The sequence below is a fragment of the Brevundimonas naejangsanensis DSM 23858 genome, from assembly GCF_000421705.1.
Classification (GTDB): domain Bacteria; phylum Pseudomonadota; class Alphaproteobacteria; order Caulobacterales; family Caulobacteraceae; genus Brevundimonas; species Brevundimonas naejangsanensis.
In genome coordinates this window covers 270,821-289,833 of record NZ_ATXN01000003.1, presented here as the reverse complement: position 1 = coordinate 289,833, position 19,013 = coordinate 270,821, and the positions used below count along the sequence as shown (strand labels likewise).

Genomic DNA, 19,013 nt, shown 5'->3' with positions numbered 1-19,013 from the left:
CCGCTCTCTGCGAAGCCTACCAGACCCTGCCCCGAATCGCCGCAAAATGCCCTGATGGACGATCTGTTTTCCAAGCTCGACGACGCCGAACCGACCAAGCCCGCCGCTCCCGCTGCGGCGCCCGCTCCTGCGGCGAAGCCCCCGGCGGCCCCTCTAGCGGCCATGCAGGCGGCGCCTGCGCCGGTGCATGAGTCCAAGGTTGAGCTGACGTCCCATGCCAGCACGGCGACGGCGGCCGCCACCGGCTATTCCGCCTCCTCGATCGAGGTGCTGGAGGGGTTGGAGCCCGTCCGCAAACGCCCCGGCATGTATATCGGCGGCACCGACGAGCGCGCCCTGCACCACCTGTTCGCCGAAGTGCTCGACAATGCGATGGACGAAGCCGTTGCCAAGCACGCCAAACTGATCACCGTCGATCTGGATGCCGACGGCTATCTGTCGGTGCGCGATGACGGGCGCGGCATTCCGGTCGATCCGCACCCGCGCCATCCGGGCAAGTCGGCGCTGGAAGTCGTCATGACGGTGCTGCACTCGGGCGGCAAATTCTCGGGCAAGGCCTATGAGACCTCGGGCGGCCTGCACGGCGTCGGCGTCTCGGTCGTCAACGCCCTGTCGGAAAGCCTGGACGTCACCGTCTGGCGCGACGGCTTTGAATGGCGCCAGTCCTTCAGCCGGGGCCTGTCGCAAGGCCCGATCCAGCAGCTCGGCCCGTCGAAGAAGAAGGGCACCCTGATCCGGTTCAAGCCGGATGAGCAGATTTTCGGCGTCGGCGCGACCTTCAAGCCCGCCCGCCTGTTCCGCATGACGCGGGCCAAGGCCTATCTGTTCCGTGGCGTCGAAATCCGCTGGACCTGCGCCCCGGAGCGCATCACCGACCAGACGCCTGCTCAGGCGACCCTGCACTTCCCCGGCGGTCTGGCCGACGCCCTGGCCGAGCGCGTGGGCGAACTGGAAACCGTCACCCCCGTCTTCGCCGGGCGCGTCGAGCGCAAGGGCGAGGCCGGCGCGCTGGAATGGGCTGTCACCTGGTCGCCCATCGGCTTCGGCGACGCCGACAGCTTCGTCGCCTCCTACTGCAACACTGTCTCGACGCCCGACGGCGGCACGCACGAGGCCGGTTTCCGCGCCGCCCTGGTCAAGGGGCTGAAGGCCTATGGCGAGCTGATCAACGAAAAACGCGCCGCCCAGATCACGGCCGAGGACGTCATCGCCAATGCGGGCGCCCTGATCTCCATCTTCATCCGCAACCCCGAGTTCCAGGGCCAGACCAAGGACCGCCTGTCCTCGCCCGAGGGCGCGCGTCTGGCCGAACAACTGCTGCGCGACCCCTTCGACCACTGGCTGACCGAAAGCCCGAAACAGGCCAACGCCCTGCTCGGCTTCGTCGTCGACCGCGCCGAGGATCGCCTGCGCCGCCGCAAGGACAAGGAAGTCCAGCGCGCCGCCGCCACGCGGAAGCTGCGCCTGCCGGGCAAGCTGTCGGACTGCAGCCGGCAAGCCGCCGAGGGCACCGAACTGTTCATCGTCGAGGGCGACTCGGCTGGCGGCTCGGCCAAACAGGCGCGCGACCGCACGACCCAGGCCATCCTGCCCCTGCGCGGCAAGATCCTGAACGTCGCATCGGCTACGGCGGACAAGCTGCGCGCCAATGTCGAACTGACCGACCTGATGCTGGCCCTCGGCGTTCAGGCGGGCAGCCGCTTCAGCGTCGACGACCTTCGCTATGAGCGCGTGGTCATCATGACCGACGCCGACGTCGACGGCGCCCACATCGCGGCCCTGCTGATCACCTTCTTCTATCGCTCCATGCCGGACCTGATCCGTAAGGGGCGGCTGTACATGGCCCTGCCCCCGCTCTATCGGATTTCGGCGGGGCCGCTGTCGGAATACGCCCGCGACGACGCCCACCGCGACGAGCTTCTGGCCACAGTCTTCAAGGGCAAGAAGACCGAGATCGGCCGGTTCAAGGGTCTGGGCGAGATGATGGCCTCTCAGCTGAAAGAGACCACCATGGATCCGAAAAAGCGGACCCTGGCCCGCGTCTCCCTGCCCGACAGCGAGGAGGAGATCGAGGATCTGGTCGAGCGCCTGATGGGCCGCAAGGCCGAGGCGCGCTATCACTTCATCCAGGAAAACGCCCGCTTCGCCGTCGCCGACCTGGACGTCTGACCCGGCCCTTCCCGCGACAACTGCGCACGCTTGACCTTCCCCTTGTGGGAAGGCTCACAAACCGCGTCTGATTTCACGGGAAAGACGACGCATGGCCATCATCGGAACCGACCGGCGCAGCCTTCTGCGCGGCGCGGCTGGGGGTCTGGGCCTGCTGGCGGCGCAGGGGCTGGTTCCGGCCTGGGCGCGCAGCGGCACGACGGGACTGCGCGCCGACCTGCCGACCCTGCATGGCCCCGACGTGGCCTTGAGCGTCGGCCGTTCGCCCTTCACCGTCGGCGGGCGCACGGGCCATGCCGTGACCGTCAACGGCACGCTTCCGGCCCCGCTGATCCGCCTGCGCGAGGGACAGAACGTCCGCCTGTCGGTGACTAATCATCTGGACGAGGACACCTCGATCCACTGGCACGGCCTGCTGCTGCCGTTCCAGATGGACGGCGTGCCGGGCATCAGCTTCCCCGGCATCAAGCCGCACGAAACCTTCGTCTATGAGTTCCCGGTCAGGCAGTCGGGCACCTACTGGTATCACAGCCATTCCGGCCTGCAGGAAGCCATCGGCCATTTCGGCCCCATGATCATCGATCCGGCGGGCGCCGACCCGGTCGCCTATGACTGCGAACACGTCCTGGTCCTGTCGGACTGGAGCTTCCTGCATCCGCACGACATCCTCGACAAGCTGAAGAAGAGCCCCGGCTACTTCAACCAGCAGAAGACCACCCTGGCCGGACTGCTGGATGGATCGGATCGCATGAGCCTGTCCGAGCGCCGCATGTGGGGCCAGATGCGGATGGACCCGCGCGATATTCTAGACGTCAACGGCACGACCTACACCTATCTGGTCAACGGCCACGGCCCCGACGAGAACTGGACCGGCCTGTTCCAGCCGGGCGAGCGGGTGCGCCTGCGCATCATCAACGCCTCGGCCATGTCGATCTTCAACGTCCGCATCCCCGGCCTGCCGATGACCGTGGTCAACGCCGACGGCGAGAACGTCCAGCCGATCGAGGTGGACGAGTTCCAGATCTCGGTCGCCGAGACCTATGATGTCATCGTCCACCCTCGCGAGGACCGCGCCTACACCATCGTCTCCGAAGCCATCGACCGCTCGGGCATGGGCCGCGCCACCCTGTCGCCCCGCCTGGGCATGACCGCCGAGGTCCCGCCGCTGCGCCAGGTTCCGAACCTGACCATGAAGGACATGGGCATGGGTGGGAGCATGGGCGGCATGGATCACGGCGGAATGGATCACGCCGCTCACGGAGCCGCAGAGATGGACCACGCGGCCATGGGCCATGGAGCAGCGGCGGGCGCTACAGCATCTGCCGCGCCGATGGACCACGGCAGCATGAGCCACAGCATGCGCGATCCGAACAACGCCCCGGCAGACATGGCGGTCGGCGTCGGCGTGGACATGATCTCGTCCGCCCCGTCCAACCGTCTGGCCGACCGGCCGCAGGGGTTGGAAGACGTCGACCACCGCGTACTCGTCTACGCCGACCTGCGCGCCCTGACAGCCAACAGCGACACCCGCGCGCCCTCGCGCACGATGGAAATCCACCTGACCGGCAATATGGAGCGGTTCATGTGGGGCTTCGACGGCCGCAAGTTCTCAGAGTTGGTCGAGCCGATCCGCTTCGAGCTGAACGAGCGGGTGCGGGTGACGCTGGTCAACGACACCATGATGGCCCATCCCATCCACCTGCACGGCCACTTCTTCGAACTGGTCAACGGCCACGACGGCCACCAGCCGCTGAAGCACACGGTCAACGTCGCCCCCGGCGGCAAGGTCACTTTCCACCTGACGGCCGACGCGCCCGGCGACTGGGCCTTCCACTGCCACCTGCTGATGCACATGCATGCGGGCATGTTCAACGTCGTCACCGTGCGCCCGCTGGATGGAGCCGCCTCGTGAAGCCGCTAGCGCTCTCTCTGGCCCTCGCGCCCCTGATGCTGGCCGCTGGCGGCCCCGCCCTGGCGCAAAGCCACGCCGGTCATGCTGGGCACGCTGGTCATTCAAGCCAAGTCCCGGCGGCGCCCGCCCCGGCCGCCGCCCCAGCAGGCCACGGCATGGCTCCGGCTCAAAAACCGCAAGCCGATCCGCACGCCGGTCACGACATGGGCGGTCACGCTGGACACGGCGCCGCTCCGGCTGATCCCCATGCGGGTCATGACATGGCGCCTGCTCAAAATGCGCAGGCCGACCCGCACGCCGGTCACGACATGGGCGGTCACGCCGGGCATGACGCTGTCCAACCCCCCGATCCTCATGCGGGTCACGACATGGGCGCCATGCGCGGCGGACCGAACATCCCGACCAGCGTGGATGCTGTCGGCGACCGCCTGGTCGAGACCCCGCCTCCGGCCGCCGCTCGTACTGCCCCGGCCCATGCCGCCGATCTGCTTTACGACCCCGCCGTCATGGCGGCGGCGCGCAAACAGCTTCTGGCCGAGAACGGCGACATCCGCTCGACGGCCGTCTTCATCGACGCCCTCGAGGCCGGGTTCGGCGACAGCGCCGACAGCTACCGTTGGAGCGCCCAGGGCTGGACCGGCGGCGACATCAACCGCTTCTGGTGGAAGACCGAAGGCGAAGGCGAGATCGACGGCAAGCTGCACGAGGTCGAGTTCCAGGCTCTCTACAGCCGCGCCATCGCCCCCTTCTGGGACGTGCAGGCGGGCGTGCGTCAGGACTTCCGCCCGGATGGCGAGGATACGACCCACCTGACCGTCGGCCTTATCGGCGTGGCTCCCTACTGGTTCGAAATAGGCGCCGCCGCCTTCCTGTCGACCGAAGGGGACCTGACCGCGCGGATCGAGGCCGAATACGACCAGCGCCTCACCCAGAAATGGATCCTGCAGCCTGCGCTGGAACTGGCGCTGTCGGCCAGCGACATCCCGGAACTGGAAATCGGCTCGGGCGTCACTTCAGTTACGGCGAGCCTGCGCCTGCGCTACGAAATCCGCAAGGAGTTCGCTCCCTACGTCGGCCTCGAATGGAGCCGTTCGCTGGGAGACACCGCCGACTACGCCAGGGCTCGCGGCCATGACCCCGAGGACACGCGCCTCGTCGTCGGCGTCAAAGCCTGGTTCTGAGCCGTCTCAGCAGGCGGGTCAGCTCATCTGAAAGCTGAGCCGCAGGGCGCCGTTGATGCCCCTGACGCCCATCCGCATGCAGATCGAGCGCAGGTGCGCCCGCACGGTATGGATCGACATGTCCAGCTTGCGGCCGATGTCCTTGGGCGTGGCGCCCGCGGTCAAGTGCAGCAGCACCGCCGTCTCGGCGCGGGTCAGGCCGAAGACCGCCCCCAGAGCCGTGATTTTGGCCAGGTCCAGCGGTTTGACCGGCTGCGCCGTGGCGAACACCCTGCACGGCGCCTCGGGCGTCGTCATCAGATCCAGGATGCACCATTCGTCGTCGCCGGTGCGGAAAAGGATGCGTCCGCTCGTCCGATTTCCATGGGCCAGATCCCGCAACAGCGCGTCCAGCTCCGCCCGGCTGCGATGCGCCGCGCAGATGAACAGGCCGCGCGACCCCACCATGCCGCAATCGGCCAAGGCCCGCGCCTTGGCGTTGGTGCGCAGGACCCGGCCTTCCGTATCGAGAATAAAACGGGCTGTATCGTCAGCCTCAAACCAGGCGTCGGCTTCCGGAAGATCACGAGGCGCTGAAGGAGAGTAGAACGTCCGCATATCGGCAAAAGTCGTCGCGGGTCGGCTTATCAACAACCCGTCCACAGGGCTCGCCGTGTCCGATCCAAGCGTTGTCGTGGTCTGCTCTCCCATCATCGCCCTAACCTCCCGCACGCCCGGCCCTACTGACCCATCAGCTCCGCGAAGCTGAACAGCGCGTCCTCAGCAATCTCATTCTTGGACGCATAACAGCGAGTTTCAAGCTTCAAAATGAGAAACCGAGATTTTAATAAGCTCTGCCTTAAAGATTCTACCTAGAGAACATCATCAACTTAGCTCAAGTCAAAATTTACGACGACTTTGATGCCACAACGAACACAGAACCTGATACCAAGAACACAACCTTTCTGGCACGAAATTTATTACGACCATTTAAAGTCCCAAAATGGGTCAGTCTACTTCGGGGAGATGTCTATGGTCAGAACATCCGCATAGCGGCCCTCCATAGCCCCGGCGACCGGACCCAGAACGAAGGTCATCGGAATGGAAATACCGGCCAGGGTCCGCGGCGGATCAATCTGTTTTGTCCACAGGGCCGACAGATCAACATCATCGCCATCCAGTTCGACCGTATAGGGCAAGGTCGGGGCGTTGGGCGCCTCTTCCACCCGATGCATGACGCCGCCATGCTGGGAGGCGATCGACACCGTCGCCAGGGTGTTGGCCCGGACCTGAAGGAATATCCGCCGCGTGACCCCGGCGATCGCCTCGCCGAAATCCACGACCTCGACGCTGGAGCCCGTGCCGAAAGCGCCCGCCGCCCCGGCCAGATTCAGTTGCGCTCTCGGCGTCGCCTGAAGGATCAGCCGCACCGGGATCGGCGCTCCGATCGGTTCGCCATCCGCCGTCTTCATCACCAGACGCAGGTTCACGCCGTATTCGCCGGCGTCGGCGACCGCTCCCTGCACCACAGCAGCATCGAACTGCGCCTGCCCCTTGGCGCCCGGTGGCAACTGATACTGAAACACCGCCGTCTGCACGTCGGCCATCTGCACCCCCGATGCTTCGCGCGGGCGGAACTGCACGCCGACATTGCCCAGCACGACGCTGGTGACTTCCACGCCGACCTCGTCGGTGAACGACATCCGTACATCGCAGGCGGCCTCGCCCCGGTTCTCCAGGCCGACGTCCAGCGCGCCGGATGACGGTCCGATGGCGAAGGGATTGTACTCGATCCGCACCGTCTGCGGTCCGTCCCGCACCGCCAGATCGCACGCCTGAGCCGATACGCTCGACGCCAGGGCTGCGGCCGCCAACAGGCCCGCTGTCCCGATCATCAGCCGCAGCCGCGCCTTATGACACAGGGCCGGGGGTTTTGATTTCTCCCACATCGCTTACTCCTTCCGCGTTGTCCGGGATGACGAATTCCCCCACTGTCCGACCCTTGATCACCAGTCGATAGCGTCCGGGGGCCAGGCCGTCGGCGATGAACCGCCCATTGCGATTGGTGAAGAAGGGTTTGCCCTGCGCTTCGTCCTGAGCCTCGGCCGCCACGATCAGCCCCCCCATCAAGGCGACCGGCCCCTCAGGCGACATCAGATAGCCGCGCGCCGTGTGCGAAGCGTCGCTGCCGACGACGAAACGATAGCCGTTGCCGAAACCAGGGAATGCCGAGATCACGCCGGAGCCCAGGTCATAGCCTTCCGGCAGGGGGTCGACCTCCAGCTCATAGCGCCGCACGCCATAGCCGCGATCGACGCCCGCCAGCGCCGGGCCGAACCAGCCGCTGTTGGCGACCGGATAGCCGCTGGAGTCCGTCAGGCTGACGCGCGCGCCCTTCAACGTCGGGTGGCCGGTGGCGATGACGAAACCTTCGCGCGCCGAGCGTCCGATGCCGAAGGCGCCGTCCGCATAGCCGATCATGGTCGAGACCCGCCACAACGACTCCTGCCGCGTCTGTCCGTCGGTCAGGTTGGAGACGAGCCGGTTGGAGACGATCTCCGCATCGAAGCGGTTGTTGATGTAGCGCAGGTCGCCCGCGATGGTCTGCTGCGTCCCGTCCTCAGAGAAGCGCAGATCGCCGCTCAGATCGTTCAGCCGACCTGTAGCGGCCCGCGAAATGCCCACCTCGCGCAGGTCGTTCTGGGTGTCGTAACGGGCCACGCCGCTCCACCGCCCCCCGAAACGAGTGGTCAGGTTGATGCCGAACCGCGTGTCGTCGCGGCCGTCCAGGGCGGTCGTGCGTTGCACCGTCATATTGACGCCGAAACGACGGAAGGTGCGGCCGAAGTTCAGGTTCAGATCGGTTCGATCCCGCTCGCCTCGCCCCTTCACATAGGCCGCACCGAACCCCAGCGTATAGGCGCGGAACCGCAACAACGCCTGACCGGCCGCACGCCACTGCTCACGGTTGAAGGCTGTGTTCTCAAAGACATTCTGAAAATAACGGCTGGTCGCCTGTACCGACGCCACAAGGCGAAGATCCACCTCTCGCCCGAACGTCGTCTCGCGCAGGTAGTCGATCGAGGCGATATAGCCCTGCTCGTCGGTGTCGCCGTTATGACTGACGGCGGCGCTCGCCTGGACCAGTCCGAGGCGGCTGCCCCAAACGGCCAGACCGCCGGCCTGGCCGCGCCCCTGAGCCAATTGAGCGTTGGCCCCCAGGGTCAGCACGTCGCTGATCCCCTTGCGGACAAAGCCCGACGCGGCCAGCGACGAGCCGTATTCCAGCGATCCGCCCTCCTCCAGCACGCCCGCCGACACGCCGAAGTCCACTACGCCGGGGTCCAGCAGTCCCGCGCCGCCGAACAGATCGAACACGGCGATCTCTCTTTGACCCGTATTGTCCTCGATCAGCAGCCGAACGGTGTTGGCGCCCTGGCCGAACGGAAAGTCGCCCAGCGAATAAGGCCCGGCGTCCAGCCGCAGCCGCTCGATGATCACGCCGTTGACCTCGACCACCACCAGGGCGGGGCGATCCAGCACGAACTGCCGCCGCCCGGCCGGACGCACGTTCTGAAAGGGCCGGATGGTCGAATAGGCGCGCGCCGCCGACAGGCCGAGAAACCGTCGCGATCCCTGAAAGCTCTCGACTGGCGGAGCGAACTCGCCCGCGGTCAACCGCACCGCCGACTGGAACAGGTCCTTGGTCAGTCGGATTTCACGGCGGCGCCAACGCTCATCGGATGATGCGCCGTCATAGTCGACGCCCGCCGTCAGCGTCACGCCGTCGAAGCCGCCGAAATTAGCGAACATGTCGATCCCGCCCGAGAGCGGCGCGAACCGGCTTTCGGTGTGGGAATACTGCTGCGCCATCGTGATATTGGCGCCGGCCGCGAAGTTGGAGGGCTGGTCAAAGGCCGCCGGATCGACCAGCTCATTGCGATTGAAGCTGACATCGCGACGCGCCCGCGCCCCGGCCGAGAGTTCGGCCACAAAGGTCAGCGCCAGAGGATCAAAACTCAGGGAAAAGCCTTCGTCTCGCAGGTCCGCCATGTTGACGCGTTTCTGCGACGCGATGATCGTCTTCAGCCGATCGCGCTGGGCGGGCGCCAGACTGGGGCCCAGAAGGTCCATCAGCGCCTGCGCGTCGACCACACCCTCGCCCTGTAGATCCACCTCCCCCGCCAGATCGCCCAGATAGCGGCCATCAAGGGTCAGCGGCCCCTGGATGGGACTCAGCACCGGGTTGGGCCGGGCGGACGGCGTCTGATCCTGAGGTCCGCCGGCCACCGCGTCGAGCGCGGGGGGAACACTCGACGCGGCGCCGGCGGCGAGCAGGACGTCAGGGGCGCCTCGCTCGACCGGGACTACGGCGGCGGCGCCGTAGGTGACTTCGGAATAGTTGGGCGCGGTGCGGATGACCTCATCTCCCGCGAACGGCGTTTCAGCATTGCTCGCCGACGCGACGCTGCCGCCCAGGCAGGCCGCAGCGCCGAGGCGCCGCCAGATCCGATTGGGGCCGGGCATCTCACAGCAGCACGATCGAGGCGGTCACATCGCCGCTGGCGCCTGCCGCCAACGCCGCAGGGATACGCATATTACGCGTGGCGCCGCCCGCCATCACGCTGACCTCGCCGACATCAACCTCGGCGGCAGGAATCTCATGCGCCTTGCCGTCCGCCGTCTTGAGCGTGAAACGCGCCTCGCGCAGATGAGCGAATCCGTCGCCCGTATTGCGCGCCGTCAGCAGGATGTCGCCATTCGCCGCGCGGGAAGCGGAGGTCACCTCGACCGCCGCCCTGGCGCTGGCCGGCGCCACAAAAACATAGGTATTGATCGTGAAGGCCAGTTTGACGTCAGCGCCCGCTTCGTCCTCGCCGGTGACAGCCTGCATGTCGATCGGCAATTGCGCCGCCCGCACAAGGTACATGCGGCCCTGCGGCGCGCTGTCGCCCAGATAGCGCACCTGCACCACCTGCTCGCGATTGGGCGGAATGACGGACTGGACCGGAAAGACCCCGATGTCGTCGTCTTCTGGAACTAGGCTGCGGGCGCCGTTTTCATCGACCTGCATCCGATAGACTTCGATCTCCACGGTGGCCGGCGCCGTGGCCGTATTGCGCACGGTCAGTCGGTAGCTGGATCCGCTTCCTGAAGGCGTGATCTTGGCCACCATCGGCGAGACATCCATGGCGCGCGTACCGGACGCCGGCGTCATGGCCATCATCAGGCAGAGCACTGAAGCTGCGACGACTTGAAATCTCATGACTGCATCTCCCCTGCAGTAATGTGAAAAGAAAACGGGGAGCCTTGCGAGCTCCCCGTTCTGGCTCGATCAAGCCGGGTTCAGCGTGAAGGTAAAGGTCTCCGTATAGGTGCCGGCCGGAGCCGACGCCGCGCCCGGACCGGACGGCGCAGCCGCGCAGCCCGACGAACCGGGGTTGGTGGGATCGCCTTGCGTGCCGCCGGCGCCGGGGCCGCCCGGAACATTGTAGCAAAGGTTCAGGAACAGATCGGCGAAGATGCCGTCGGCCAGAGCCTGGCTATAGCCGCCCGAGTCGGTGACCACCGCCGGACTGCCGGGCCAGGTGTCCTGAGCCGGGAAGCCGAGGCTCGGCACTTGCTGGACAACCAGGTCCCAGTCGTAGTTGATCAGCACGCCATCGGCCGACTTGAAATCGCCGTTCTGGGCGCTGGACGTCAGCTTGGCGCCGCTCGGGGCGTTACACGACATCCGCAGGGTCGTGACTTTCTGGCGCGCGCCATTGGCCACGGCGACATTGCCGCCAGCCACGTTGGCCAGGCCGATGCCGCAGAAGTTGGTCACGCTGGTACTGACCGTCACATTGGTCTGAGCACTGGAAACACCAGGCAGAGCCAGCAGGGCTGCTGCGGCGGTGGCGGCCGCAGTCATCATCAAAGTACGCATCTTCGCCTCCGGGAATGGGTTGTTTAACGAGACCCCAGACTGTCGATTCCGATGTCTGGACTTGCGGCTGATCGCCACAATCTCGCCATTTACAACCTGTCCCGAAGACCAACATCCCCAAGGTTGCTACTCATCTTGGACTAGTCAATTTTAACTAATCATTCACGACTATGACTGGGCCGCGCTGCTGCGCGGAGGACCGAGCAGCAGCCACAGGGCGCCGAAGATCACCGCCAGCGCAGCGAGCCCGACCGCCTGCGGAGCGACCTCCCCCAGACTGGCGCCCATCGCGTTCATCGGCACGAAGGCCTGGACGGCGGCGGTCGACGGCGACAGATGAGCCAGCCAGACCAGCAGCTTGGGCATCATGAAATGCGGCCAGGCCGCACCCGTCAGAAAGAACAGAGGCGCCGAGGTTCCGACCAGCACCTGCAGCACCCGCTCGTGACGATCGAACAAGCCGCCCAGCAGCAGCCCCAGCGCCGAGACCCCGGCCGCGAACACCGGCGACAGCAGGATGACCCCGCCCAGATCGCCGCCGCGCGGATAGTCCTGCACCCAGAAGACGAAACCGAAATAGAACAGGCAGGACGCCGTGCCGATCGCCGTCAGCGCCAGCCACAGGCCCAGTCTCGCACTGCGTCGCATGGGGGCCGCGCCGGTCTCGCGGCGCAGGGCGGCAATGACGCCGGCGCCCAGCAGCAGGGTCTGCTGCAGGATGATCAGACTGACCGCCGGCACCGCGTAATCGCCATACCCTTCCGTCGGATTGAACAGGGACTCCTGCTTCAGCGTCGGCGCCAGTTTTGCCGCGCGTGCGGCCTGAGGCAGGCCCTCCAGCCGCGTCTCGGCGACGTGGGCGGCCGCAGCCGCGACCGCCTTGCCGACAGAGGTGACCCGGACCAGATAGCCGCCGTTCAGCCAGACGGCGACGCCGCTGGGGGCGCCGCGCGCCAGATCGCTCTCAAACCGGTCAGGCAGGATGACGACGCCGTCCACCACCCCTCGCCGCATCAGGTCGGACGCCTCGGCGGTCGAAGGGATCACGGCGGCGACCTCGACCGCATGGGAGGCGTTCAGATCTTCGACCAGGGCGCGGGTCAGGGCGCTCTGCGTCGGCGTCACCACAGCGACCGGCAGGCCCGTCGCCGCCTGCCCGGCATAGGCGGCCGGATAGTAGAAGGCGTACAGAACCACAGCCAGGATTAGCAGGCTGCTGACCGGCCGGGCGCGCGGCAGGTTGCGGAATGTGGCGATGAAAGTAGCGCCCACGCCCTGTTCCGGCAGGGGAAAGGCCAGCGCCTCGGCCTTGGGCGCGCGGCGGGCGCGCAGGCCGATCAGCACGGCGGCCAAGATCAGGGCGATCACAGTGACGACGCTCAGGATCGTCAGGTCGCGCCAGGCCCCGCCGGGCGCTGCGCCGGTCACCATCTGGCCGGTCTGCAGCCGAAGATAGTGGGTGTAGGGCAGGATATCGCTCCAGATTCGGGCAAAGCGCGGCCCGTGATCCAGCGGCAGGGTGCCGTTCGAGAAGGCGATGGCAGCGCCCGAATAGATGGCGGTGGCCGAGAAGGCCATGTCGACATCTCCCAGCAGGGCGACCAGCAGGGCCGACAGGGCGACGCTGACCGCCATTAGGGCGACCACGCCCAGCATCAGCAGGGGCAAGGACCCCGCCACGCCCCAGCCCCTGATCCCGCACAGCCAGCCGATCCAGGCCAGGCCCCACAGGGAGAAAATGACGAAATGCGGGATCAGCGTCCCGATCAGAGCCGCCGTCGTCCGCCCGCCGGTCTGGGCCTTGAACGCCCGGAAGGAACCGCCCTGCATCAGCCGTCCGACCGCAAGCACCGCCGAACAGGCCGCCAGCAGGTGCAGCACGCCGGGCGCCAGCAGACCGCCGAGGAACAGCTCGAAGCTCAGCTGCGGATTGCCGATGATCGACACCTGGACGGCGGGGGGCTCCAGCGCCGTGGCGGGCAGGCCCATCTGGCGCGCGCGCTCCTCCAGTCGAGGCGCGGCGGCCGAGGCGATGGCCGACGACTGGCCCAGAGCCGACAGGGCGCCGACGGTCTGGAAGGCGCCGTTGAACGACACCGTCACCTGCTCCGGACGACGGAAGGCGCCTTCGCTGAAGCCCGAGGGAAAGTGAGCGATGCTGTAGACCTCGCCGCGCCGCATCAGGGCTACGGCCTCATCCACCGTCGCCGGCGCGTGGGCCACCCGCAGGCCGGGGCTGGCCTCCATGTTGCGGATCGCCGCACGGCTGAAGGCCGAGTTGTCCTGATCCACCACGGCGACCGGGGCCTGACGGATCACGCCGGGCGCCAGCATGGCCGCGATCACCGCCAGCAGGATCAGCGGCAGGCCGAAGGCGACGAAGGCGTCCCACGGCCGGGTCGCCAGCCGCCGCGCCTCGTCCTGAACGGCCGCAAGAAAGACGGCCGCCCCGCCCTTCATCGCGCCGACCAGTCGAACAGGACGCTCATGCCCGGCCGCAGGCCCTCGATCGGCCGGACAGGCTTGGCCTTCACCTGGAAGCTGCGGACATCATAGCCGCTGGACTGCCGGGTCGAGCGCCATGTGGCGAACTCGCCCTGCGGGCTGATGGCGGTGACGCGGAAAGCCGCGCCCTTTACGCCCAGCGCGGGTACGTCCCCGCGCACGGTCGCGCCGATCTTCAGCTCGCGGAACTGGTCCTCGCGCACGCTGAAGGCGACCCACGGATCAGACGTATCGACGATGGTGAACACCGGCACGCCCGTCAGCACCAGCTCGCCGACATTGGCGAAGCGTTCCGACACCTCGCCGCCATGCGGAGCGGTCAGACGGGTCTCGCCCTGCAGGCTTTCGACCTCAGCGACGGCGGCGCGGGCGCCGCTGACGTTGGCGTCGGCGACCAACTTCTCTTGCGGACGGGTTCCGGCCTGCGCCTTCAGATACTGCTGGCGCGCGGCCTCGGACTGAGACGCCGTTGCGGCGCGGGCGGCAACCGCCTCGTCGCGGCGCTGGGCGGAAATGACGCCCTCGGCGAACAGGTTTTCGGCCCGGCGCGCGGTCTGATCAGCCAGACGGGCCGTCGCCTGTGACGCGCGCCAGATGGACTCGACCGTCTGCACGTCCTCGGCGCGGGCGCCCTCGCGGCTCATGGACTGGATGGCCTGCGTCGACTGCAGCAGGGCCCGCGCCTGAGCATCCTTGGCCTCGACCTCGGGGCTGCTCATCAGCGCCAACTCCTGGCCAGCCGCCACCTGATCGCCTTCCGCCGCCATAAAGCGTTCGACGCGGCTGGGCACCTTGGTGGCGACGGTGAAGGTCTCGGCCTCGACCATGCCCTGCACCTGATCCGGCGCCGGACGAGCGGCCAGGAACAGACCCACGACGATGAAGACCAGCAGCAGCGCCACCCCCGCCGCGACAATCAACGGCAGAAGCGGACGGCGCTGTTTCGGCGGCGGCGCCTCGGCGGGTTTGGGCGGCGTATAGGCCGATGAAGGCGTCTCGCTCATGGGGCGCTGAGTCATGGGGCGCTGATCCGGTCGTCGCGTTGCAGATAATCGTTCAGGGTCCGGCCGTTGCCCGACGTCGCCAAAAGCGCCGCCAGGCTCAGATCGTATTCATAGGCCGCAGCCGCCCGTTGCAGGCGCGCGGTTCCCAACAGGTTGCGGGCGTCGATCACCGACGCGGCCGTCGCCTCGCCCTCGCGGAAGCCGACCTCCTGCACGCGCAGGTTCTCGCGCGCGGCCTCCAGACTGCTGTCCATGCTCAGGAATTGCCGCCGGGCCAGATCGACCTGATTATAGGCGCGCGTGACCATCAGCCGGGCGTCGTCGCGGGCCTTGCGCTCCATCTGAGACGCCGCCGAGGCCTGGGCCCGCGCGGCGCCGAGCAGCCGTCGCCTGTCCACCGAAGACATCAGGGTGTAGCGGGCGCCCAGGCCAAAAGCCCAGTCAGGCTCGGTCGGCAGGGAATCATCGGGGTTCATGTTGTAGGTCCCGAAGGCGAACACCGACGGCTTCAGTCGCGAGGCCGCCAGATCGGCCCCCGCCTCGGCCAGATCGCGCCCCGCCTGCGCCTGAATGACCCGCGCGTTCGACTGCCCCGCGCTGTCCAGAAACAGGTCGGCAGGTCCCACCGGGCCGCGGTTGACGAACAGGGGCGTGGTCGGCGTCGCCCCGTCCTCAAGGTCCGTCACGCGCGCCAGCGAGGCGACGGCGTTTTCATGCTCCAGCTCGGCGCGGTTGACCTGGCGCTGGGCGGCGTCGCGCGCCACCTCGACCTGAAGCGTCTGGGCGCGGCTGAGGAAACCCTCGCTCTCCATGCGGCGCGCGTTGTCCAGATGCAGATCAAAGCCGTCGCGCGTGTCTATGGCGATCTTCAGCGCCTCCGCCGCCAGCACCTGGCCGAAATAGGCCTGGGCCAGCCCGACGCCTTCCAGATCGACGGCTTCCCGACGCTTGGCTTCGGCCAGATCAAGATTGGCCTCCGCCGCCCGACGGAGGGCCGGAATGGCGCCGCCGGTATAGATGGGCTGAAGCGCCGTCACCGTCGGGCGAAACGTCGTATCGTCCACCTGCAGCCGTATGTCGTGCGGCAGAGCGGCGAAAATCTCCGGCAGAGCCGCCTGCAGCCTCTGCTCCACGACGCCCAAAACATCGCCCGGCACGCCGGGCAGACCTGAGATCAGACCCGGAATGGCCGCGCTGATGTCGGACTGCGCCCGGTCCAGCGGCTCGCCCAGCGACAGGTCGAACGTCTTGCGATAGCGGATCAGCTGAGCGTCCAGCGACACCGTCGGTCGGTTCAGGCCGTCTGCCGCGCGCGCCTGGGCCTCCGCAGCCTCCACCGCATAACCCGCGGCCCGGTTCAGGCTGGACGTCGAACGCAGCCGCGCCTCAGCCTCTGCATAGCTCAACGGGGTGCGGGACGCTTCGGCGTTTCGGGGCGCAGATGCGGTCAGTTGCGCCTGCGGCTCCGCCTCCTGGCTGCTCGCCATCGGCCCCGCAGCCAGCGCGACGCACAGCCCGACCCCACTGATCATCATCGCTTCACCCCGTATCACGTCCGACCCCAACGATCCTGACGCGCCGCCGTTGCGTCAAGCAAGCAGGGGAGCGGCTGGCTCTCCACGTGCAGCCTCGTCTGTAATCCTGCCTCGAGGCCGGCTGCGAGACGAAACAGCCTAGCTGCTGTTGCTCTCGACCCTAGACAGTACTAACTTCAATGTCAGTACTATATTCAACCGCCCCTCACCCGAAATGGAGCATTCATGGACGCCGATGTCATCGTCGTAGGCGCTGGTCTCGCCGGTCTGGCGGCCTGTCAGGAGCTGGTGACGGCGGGCCAGCGCGTCGCCCTGATCGACCAGGAGAATGCAGGCAATCTAGGCGGTCAGGCCTACTGGTCGTTCGGCGGATTATTCCTGGTCGACTCGCCTGAACAGCGGCGTCTGGGCGTGCGAGACAGCCTCGACCTGGCCTGGCGTGACTGGCAGGGCAGCGCCGGATGGGACCGACTTGAGGGGCCGGGCGCCGAAGATGAATGGGCTGTGCGCTGGGGCCGGGCCTATGTCGAGTTCGCCGCCGGCGAGAAGCGCAGCTGGCTGCGGCAGCTCGGCGTGAAGCTGACTCCGATGGTCGGATGGGCCGAGCGCGGCGGCGGGACCGCCTTCGGCCACGGCAATTCCGTGCCCCGCTTTCATGTCGCCTGGGGAACCGGCACCGGGGTGTCCGAGCCGTTCGCCGACAGGGCCAGGGATGCGGCGAAACAAAATCGACTGACGTTTCATCACCGACGTCGCGTCGATCAACTGCTGGTCGAGGGCGGCCGCGTCGTCGGCGTCAGCGGCGCGGTCCTGGCCCCGGATGATGCGCCGCGCGGGGCGCCGACGAACCGCACCGTAATCGGCGACTTCACCCTGAAGGCGCCCGCAGTGATCCTGGCGACCGGCGGCATAGGCGGCAATCACGAACTGGTGCGGCGATACTGGCCTGAACGGCTGGGCGCGCCGCCGCGCGAAATGATCACCGGCGTCCCCGCCTATGTCGACGGCCGGATGCTGGACATCGCCGCTGAGGCCGGGGCCCGCCTCGTGAACCGAGACCGCATGTGGCACTATGTTGAAGGGGTGCGGAACTGGGCGCCGATCTGGCCCCGGCACGCCATCCGCATCCTGCCCGGCCCCTCGCCTCTGTGGTTCGACGCCCTGGGTCGGCGCCTGCCGCATCCCGCCCTGCCCGGCTATGACACCATGGCGACGCTGAAACACCTGCGCACCACGCCCGATCTGGCGGCGTACGACCATTCCTGGTTCATCGTCACCGAGACGATGCTGGCCAAGGAATTCGCTCTGTCGGGATCGGAACAGAACGCCGACATCACCAACCGCAATCTTCTCGGCGTCCTGCGTTCGCGTCTGGGCAAGGGCGCGCCGAAGGAGGTGGCCGCCTTCCGCGACAAGGGCGCCGACTTCGTCGTCGCTGATGATCTGGAGACGCTGGTGGCGAAGATGAACGGACTCACCGAGCAACCGCTGCTCGACCCGGCCCTGATCCGCCGCCAGATCGAGGATCGCGACGCCCAGATGGACAATCCCTACGCCAAGGACGTTCAGGTTCAGGGCATTCACAACAGCCGACGCTACAAAGGCGACCGCTGGGCGCGCACCTCGGCGCCGCACAAGGTGCTGGATCCGCAGGCGGGGCCGCTGATCGGCGTCAAGCTGCATGTGCTGACGCGAAAGTCGCTGGGCGGACTTCAGACGGACCTGTCCAGCCGCGTCTTGACGCCCGACGGCGCTGTGCTGGAAGGTCTCTATGCTGCAGGCGAAGCCGCTGGTTTCGGCGGCGGCGGCCTGCATGGTTACAACGCTCTGGAAGGCACCTTCCTGGGCGGATGCATCTTCTCCGGGCGAGCGGCGGGACGGGCGCTCTCCGGGCGGAACTGACGACAACAGGGGGAATGACCTATGGGCTCGCCGTTGACCCTGATCGGGCTGCCGATCGCGCTGGGCATCATCATGTTCGGCCTGGGCCTGAGCTTGACGCCATCCGATTTCGTCCGGGTGGGCCGACAGCCGAAGGCGGCGGCTGTAGCGCTGGCCTGTCAGTTGCTTCTGCTGCCGGCGATCTGCTTCGCCCTGGTGCTTGCGTTCCGGCTGCCGCCGATCCTGGCGGTCGGCATGATGCTGCTGGCGGCCTCGCCCGGCGGGACAACGGCCAACCTCTATAGCCACCTGTTCCGCGGCGATGTGGCCCTGAACATCAGTCTGACGGCGATCAACTCCGTCATCGCCGTGGTGACCCTGCCGGTCATCGTCAACCTGGCCGTGGCCTATTTCCAGCCCGGCGACATGAAGGTCGGCCTGCAACTGACCAAGACCCTCGAGGTCTTCATGATCGCGCTGGTTCCCGTGGCTCTGGGGATGCTGGTGCGCGGCCTGAAACCCGGCTTCGCCCAGGCGATGGACAGGCCGGTCCGTATCGCCTCCATCCTGATCCTGACGCTGGTGATCCTGGGCGCAGCGGCGTCCAGCCTGGATGTGCTGCTCGCCAACTTCCAGGCCCTGGCGGGGATCGTCATCCTGTTCTGCCTGTTCAGCCTGGGCATAGGTTTCGCCGTGCCCCGCCTGCTGAAGATCGAACGCCCGCAGGCCATCGCCAGCGCCTTCGAGGTCGGGCTGCACAACGCCACCCTCGCCATCGTCATCGCCCAATCGGTGCTGCGCAGCCCGGAGATGACCCTGCCCGGCGCCGTCTATGGCGTGCTGATGTTCCCGCTGGCGGCGGCGTTCGGCCTGCTGATTACCCGCAAGCGCGCAGCAGCCGTCGCACGCTGAACGAGA

At 67.3% G+C, this 19,013-nt stretch carries 13 protein-coding genes; 5 read left to right on the top strand and 8 right to left on the bottom strand.

Features of this window, described 5'->3' with window-relative positions; all coding sequences use genetic code 11:
• Window positions 1-54: 54 nt before the first annotated feature.
• The 3 genes from H556_RS0108830 (at window position 55) to H556_RS0108810 (ending at window position 5,262) form a co-directional block, all read left to right on the top strand.
• A complete protein-coding gene (locus H556_RS0108830) occupies window positions 55-2,169 on the top strand; it encodes a DNA topoisomerase IV subunit B (protein ID WP_024354083.1) in 2,115 nt (704 codons plus the stop codon).
• A 91-nt stretch (window positions 2,170-2,260) separates the two neighbouring features.
• Window positions 2,261-4,081, top strand: coding sequence for a copper resistance system multicopper oxidase (locus H556_RS0108825; protein WP_024354082.1), 1,821 nt, complete (start codon window positions 2,261-2,263; stop codon window positions 4,079-4,081).
• Entirely contained in the window at window positions 4,078-5,262 is a 1,185-nt protein-coding gene (locus H556_RS0108810) for a copper resistance protein B (RefSeq protein ID WP_245559454.1), read from the top strand. The genes H556_RS0108825 and H556_RS0108810 overlap by 4 nt, the downstream gene beginning before the upstream one ends.
• An 18-nt stretch (window positions 5,263-5,280) precedes the next feature.
• On the opposite strand, the gene H556_RS0108805 is transcribed toward H556_RS0108810, so the two are convergent.
• From H556_RS0108805 to H556_RS0108765, 8 genes are all read right to left on the bottom strand, one after another.
• Complete coding sequence (locus H556_RS0108805) at window positions 5,281-5,859, bottom strand: helix-turn-helix transcriptional regulator (RefSeq protein ID WP_024354079.1); 579 nt, start codon at window positions 5,857-5,859, stop codon at window positions 5,281-5,283.
• 395 nt (window positions 5,860-6,254) lie between these two features.
• The gene (locus tag H556_RS0108795) at window positions 6,255-7,136 is read right to left on the bottom strand and encodes a hypothetical protein (RefSeq protein ID WP_024354078.1); all 882 of its coding nucleotides are present in this window, start codon (window positions 7,134-7,136) and stop codon (window positions 6,255-6,257) included.
• Between the two features lie 16 nt (window positions 7,137-7,152).
• Complete coding sequence (locus tag H556_RS0108790) at window positions 7,153-9,768, bottom strand: fimbria/pilus outer membrane usher protein (protein WP_024354077.1); 2,616 nt, start codon at window positions 9,766-9,768, stop codon at window positions 7,153-7,155.
• A gap of 1 nt (window position 9,769) precedes the next feature.
• A complete protein-coding gene (locus H556_RS15870; protein ID WP_119412274.1) occupies window positions 9,770-10,507 on the bottom strand; it encodes a fimbrial biogenesis chaperone in 738 nt (245 codons plus the stop codon).
• A 69-nt stretch (window positions 10,508-10,576) separates the two neighbouring features.
• Window positions 10,577-11,170, bottom strand: a complete 594-nt coding sequence (locus H556_RS0108780; protein WP_155802450.1) for a hypothetical protein — start codon at window positions 11,168-11,170, stop codon at window positions 10,577-10,579.
• A gap of 168 nt (window positions 11,171-11,338) precedes the next feature.
• On the bottom strand, window positions 11,339-13,630 hold the full coding sequence (locus H556_RS15865) for an ABC transporter permease (RefSeq protein ID WP_024354074.1): 2,292 nt from the start codon (window positions 13,628-13,630) through the stop codon (window positions 11,339-11,341).
• Complete coding sequence (locus tag H556_RS0108770) at window positions 13,627-14,694, bottom strand: HlyD family secretion protein (RefSeq protein WP_245559453.1); 1,068 nt, start codon at window positions 14,692-14,694, stop codon at window positions 13,627-13,629. Before H556_RS0108770 ends, H556_RS15865 begins: the two co-directional genes overlap by 4 nt.
• Window positions 14,691-16,214, bottom strand: a complete 1,524-nt coding sequence (locus H556_RS0108765; RefSeq protein WP_024354072.1) for a TolC family protein — start codon at window positions 16,212-16,214, stop codon at window positions 14,691-14,693. Before H556_RS0108765 ends, H556_RS0108770 begins: the two co-directional genes overlap by 4 nt.
• A 225-nt stretch (window positions 16,215-16,439) precedes the next feature.
• On the opposite strand from H556_RS0108765, the gene H556_RS0108760 reads away from it, so the two are divergent.
• Together H556_RS0108760 and H556_RS0108755 are read left to right on the top strand one after the other, a co-directional pair.
• A complete protein-coding gene (locus H556_RS0108760) occupies window positions 16,440-18,116 on the top strand; it encodes an FAD-binding dehydrogenase (RefSeq protein WP_024354071.1) in 1,677 nt (558 codons plus the stop codon).
• Window positions 18,117-18,137: 21 nt separating this feature from the next.
• The gene (locus tag H556_RS0108755) at window positions 18,138-19,007 is read left to right on the top strand and encodes a bile acid:sodium symporter family protein (RefSeq protein ID WP_024354070.1); all 870 of its coding nucleotides are present in this window, start codon (window positions 18,138-18,140) and stop codon (window positions 19,005-19,007) included.
• Window positions 19,008-19,013 lie beyond the last annotated feature (6 nt).

Coding starts and splice junctions, on each gene's coding strand:
- H556_RS0108830 (WP_024354083.1), top strand. CDS start 55: ATGGACGATCTGTTTTCCAAGCTCGACGACGCCGAACCGACCAAGCCC.
- H556_RS0108825 (WP_024354082.1), top strand. CDS start 2,261: ATGGCCATCATCGGAACCGACCGGCGCAGCCTTCTGCGCGGCGCGGCT.
- H556_RS0108805 (WP_024354079.1), bottom strand. CDS start 5,859: ATGCGGACGTTCTACTCTCCTTCAGCGCCTCGTGATCTTCCGGAAGCC.
- H556_RS0108795 (WP_024354078.1), bottom strand. CDS start 7,136: ATGATCGGGACAGCGGGCCTGTTGGCGGCCGCAGCCCTGGCGTCGAGC.
- H556_RS0108790 (WP_024354077.1), bottom strand. CDS start 9,768: ATGCCCGGCCCCAATCGGATCTGGCGGCGCCTCGGCGCTGCGGCCTGC.
- H556_RS15870 (WP_119412274.1), bottom strand. CDS start 10,507: ATGAGATTTCAAGTCGTCGCAGCTTCAGTGCTCTGCCTGATGATGGCC.
- H556_RS0108780 (WP_155802450.1), bottom strand. CDS start 11,170: ATGCGTACTTTGATGATGACTGCGGCCGCCACCGCCGCAGCAGCCCTG.
- H556_RS15865 (WP_024354074.1), bottom strand. CDS start 13,630: ATGAAGGGCGGGGCGGCCGTCTTTCTTGCGGCCGTTCAGGACGAGGCG.
- H556_RS0108770 (WP_245559453.1), bottom strand. CDS start 14,694: ATGACTCAGCGCCCCATGAGCGAGACGCCTTCATCGGCCTATACGCCG.
- H556_RS0108765 (WP_024354072.1), bottom strand. CDS start 16,214: ATGATGATCAGTGGGGTCGGGCTGTGCGTCGCGCTGGCTGCGGGGCCG.
- H556_RS0108760 (WP_024354071.1), top strand. CDS start 16,440: ATGGACGCCGATGTCATCGTCGTAGGCGCTGGTCTCGCCGGTCTGGCG.
- H556_RS0108755 (WP_024354070.1), top strand. CDS start 18,138: ATGGGCTCGCCGTTGACCCTGATCGGGCTGCCGATCGCGCTGGGCATC.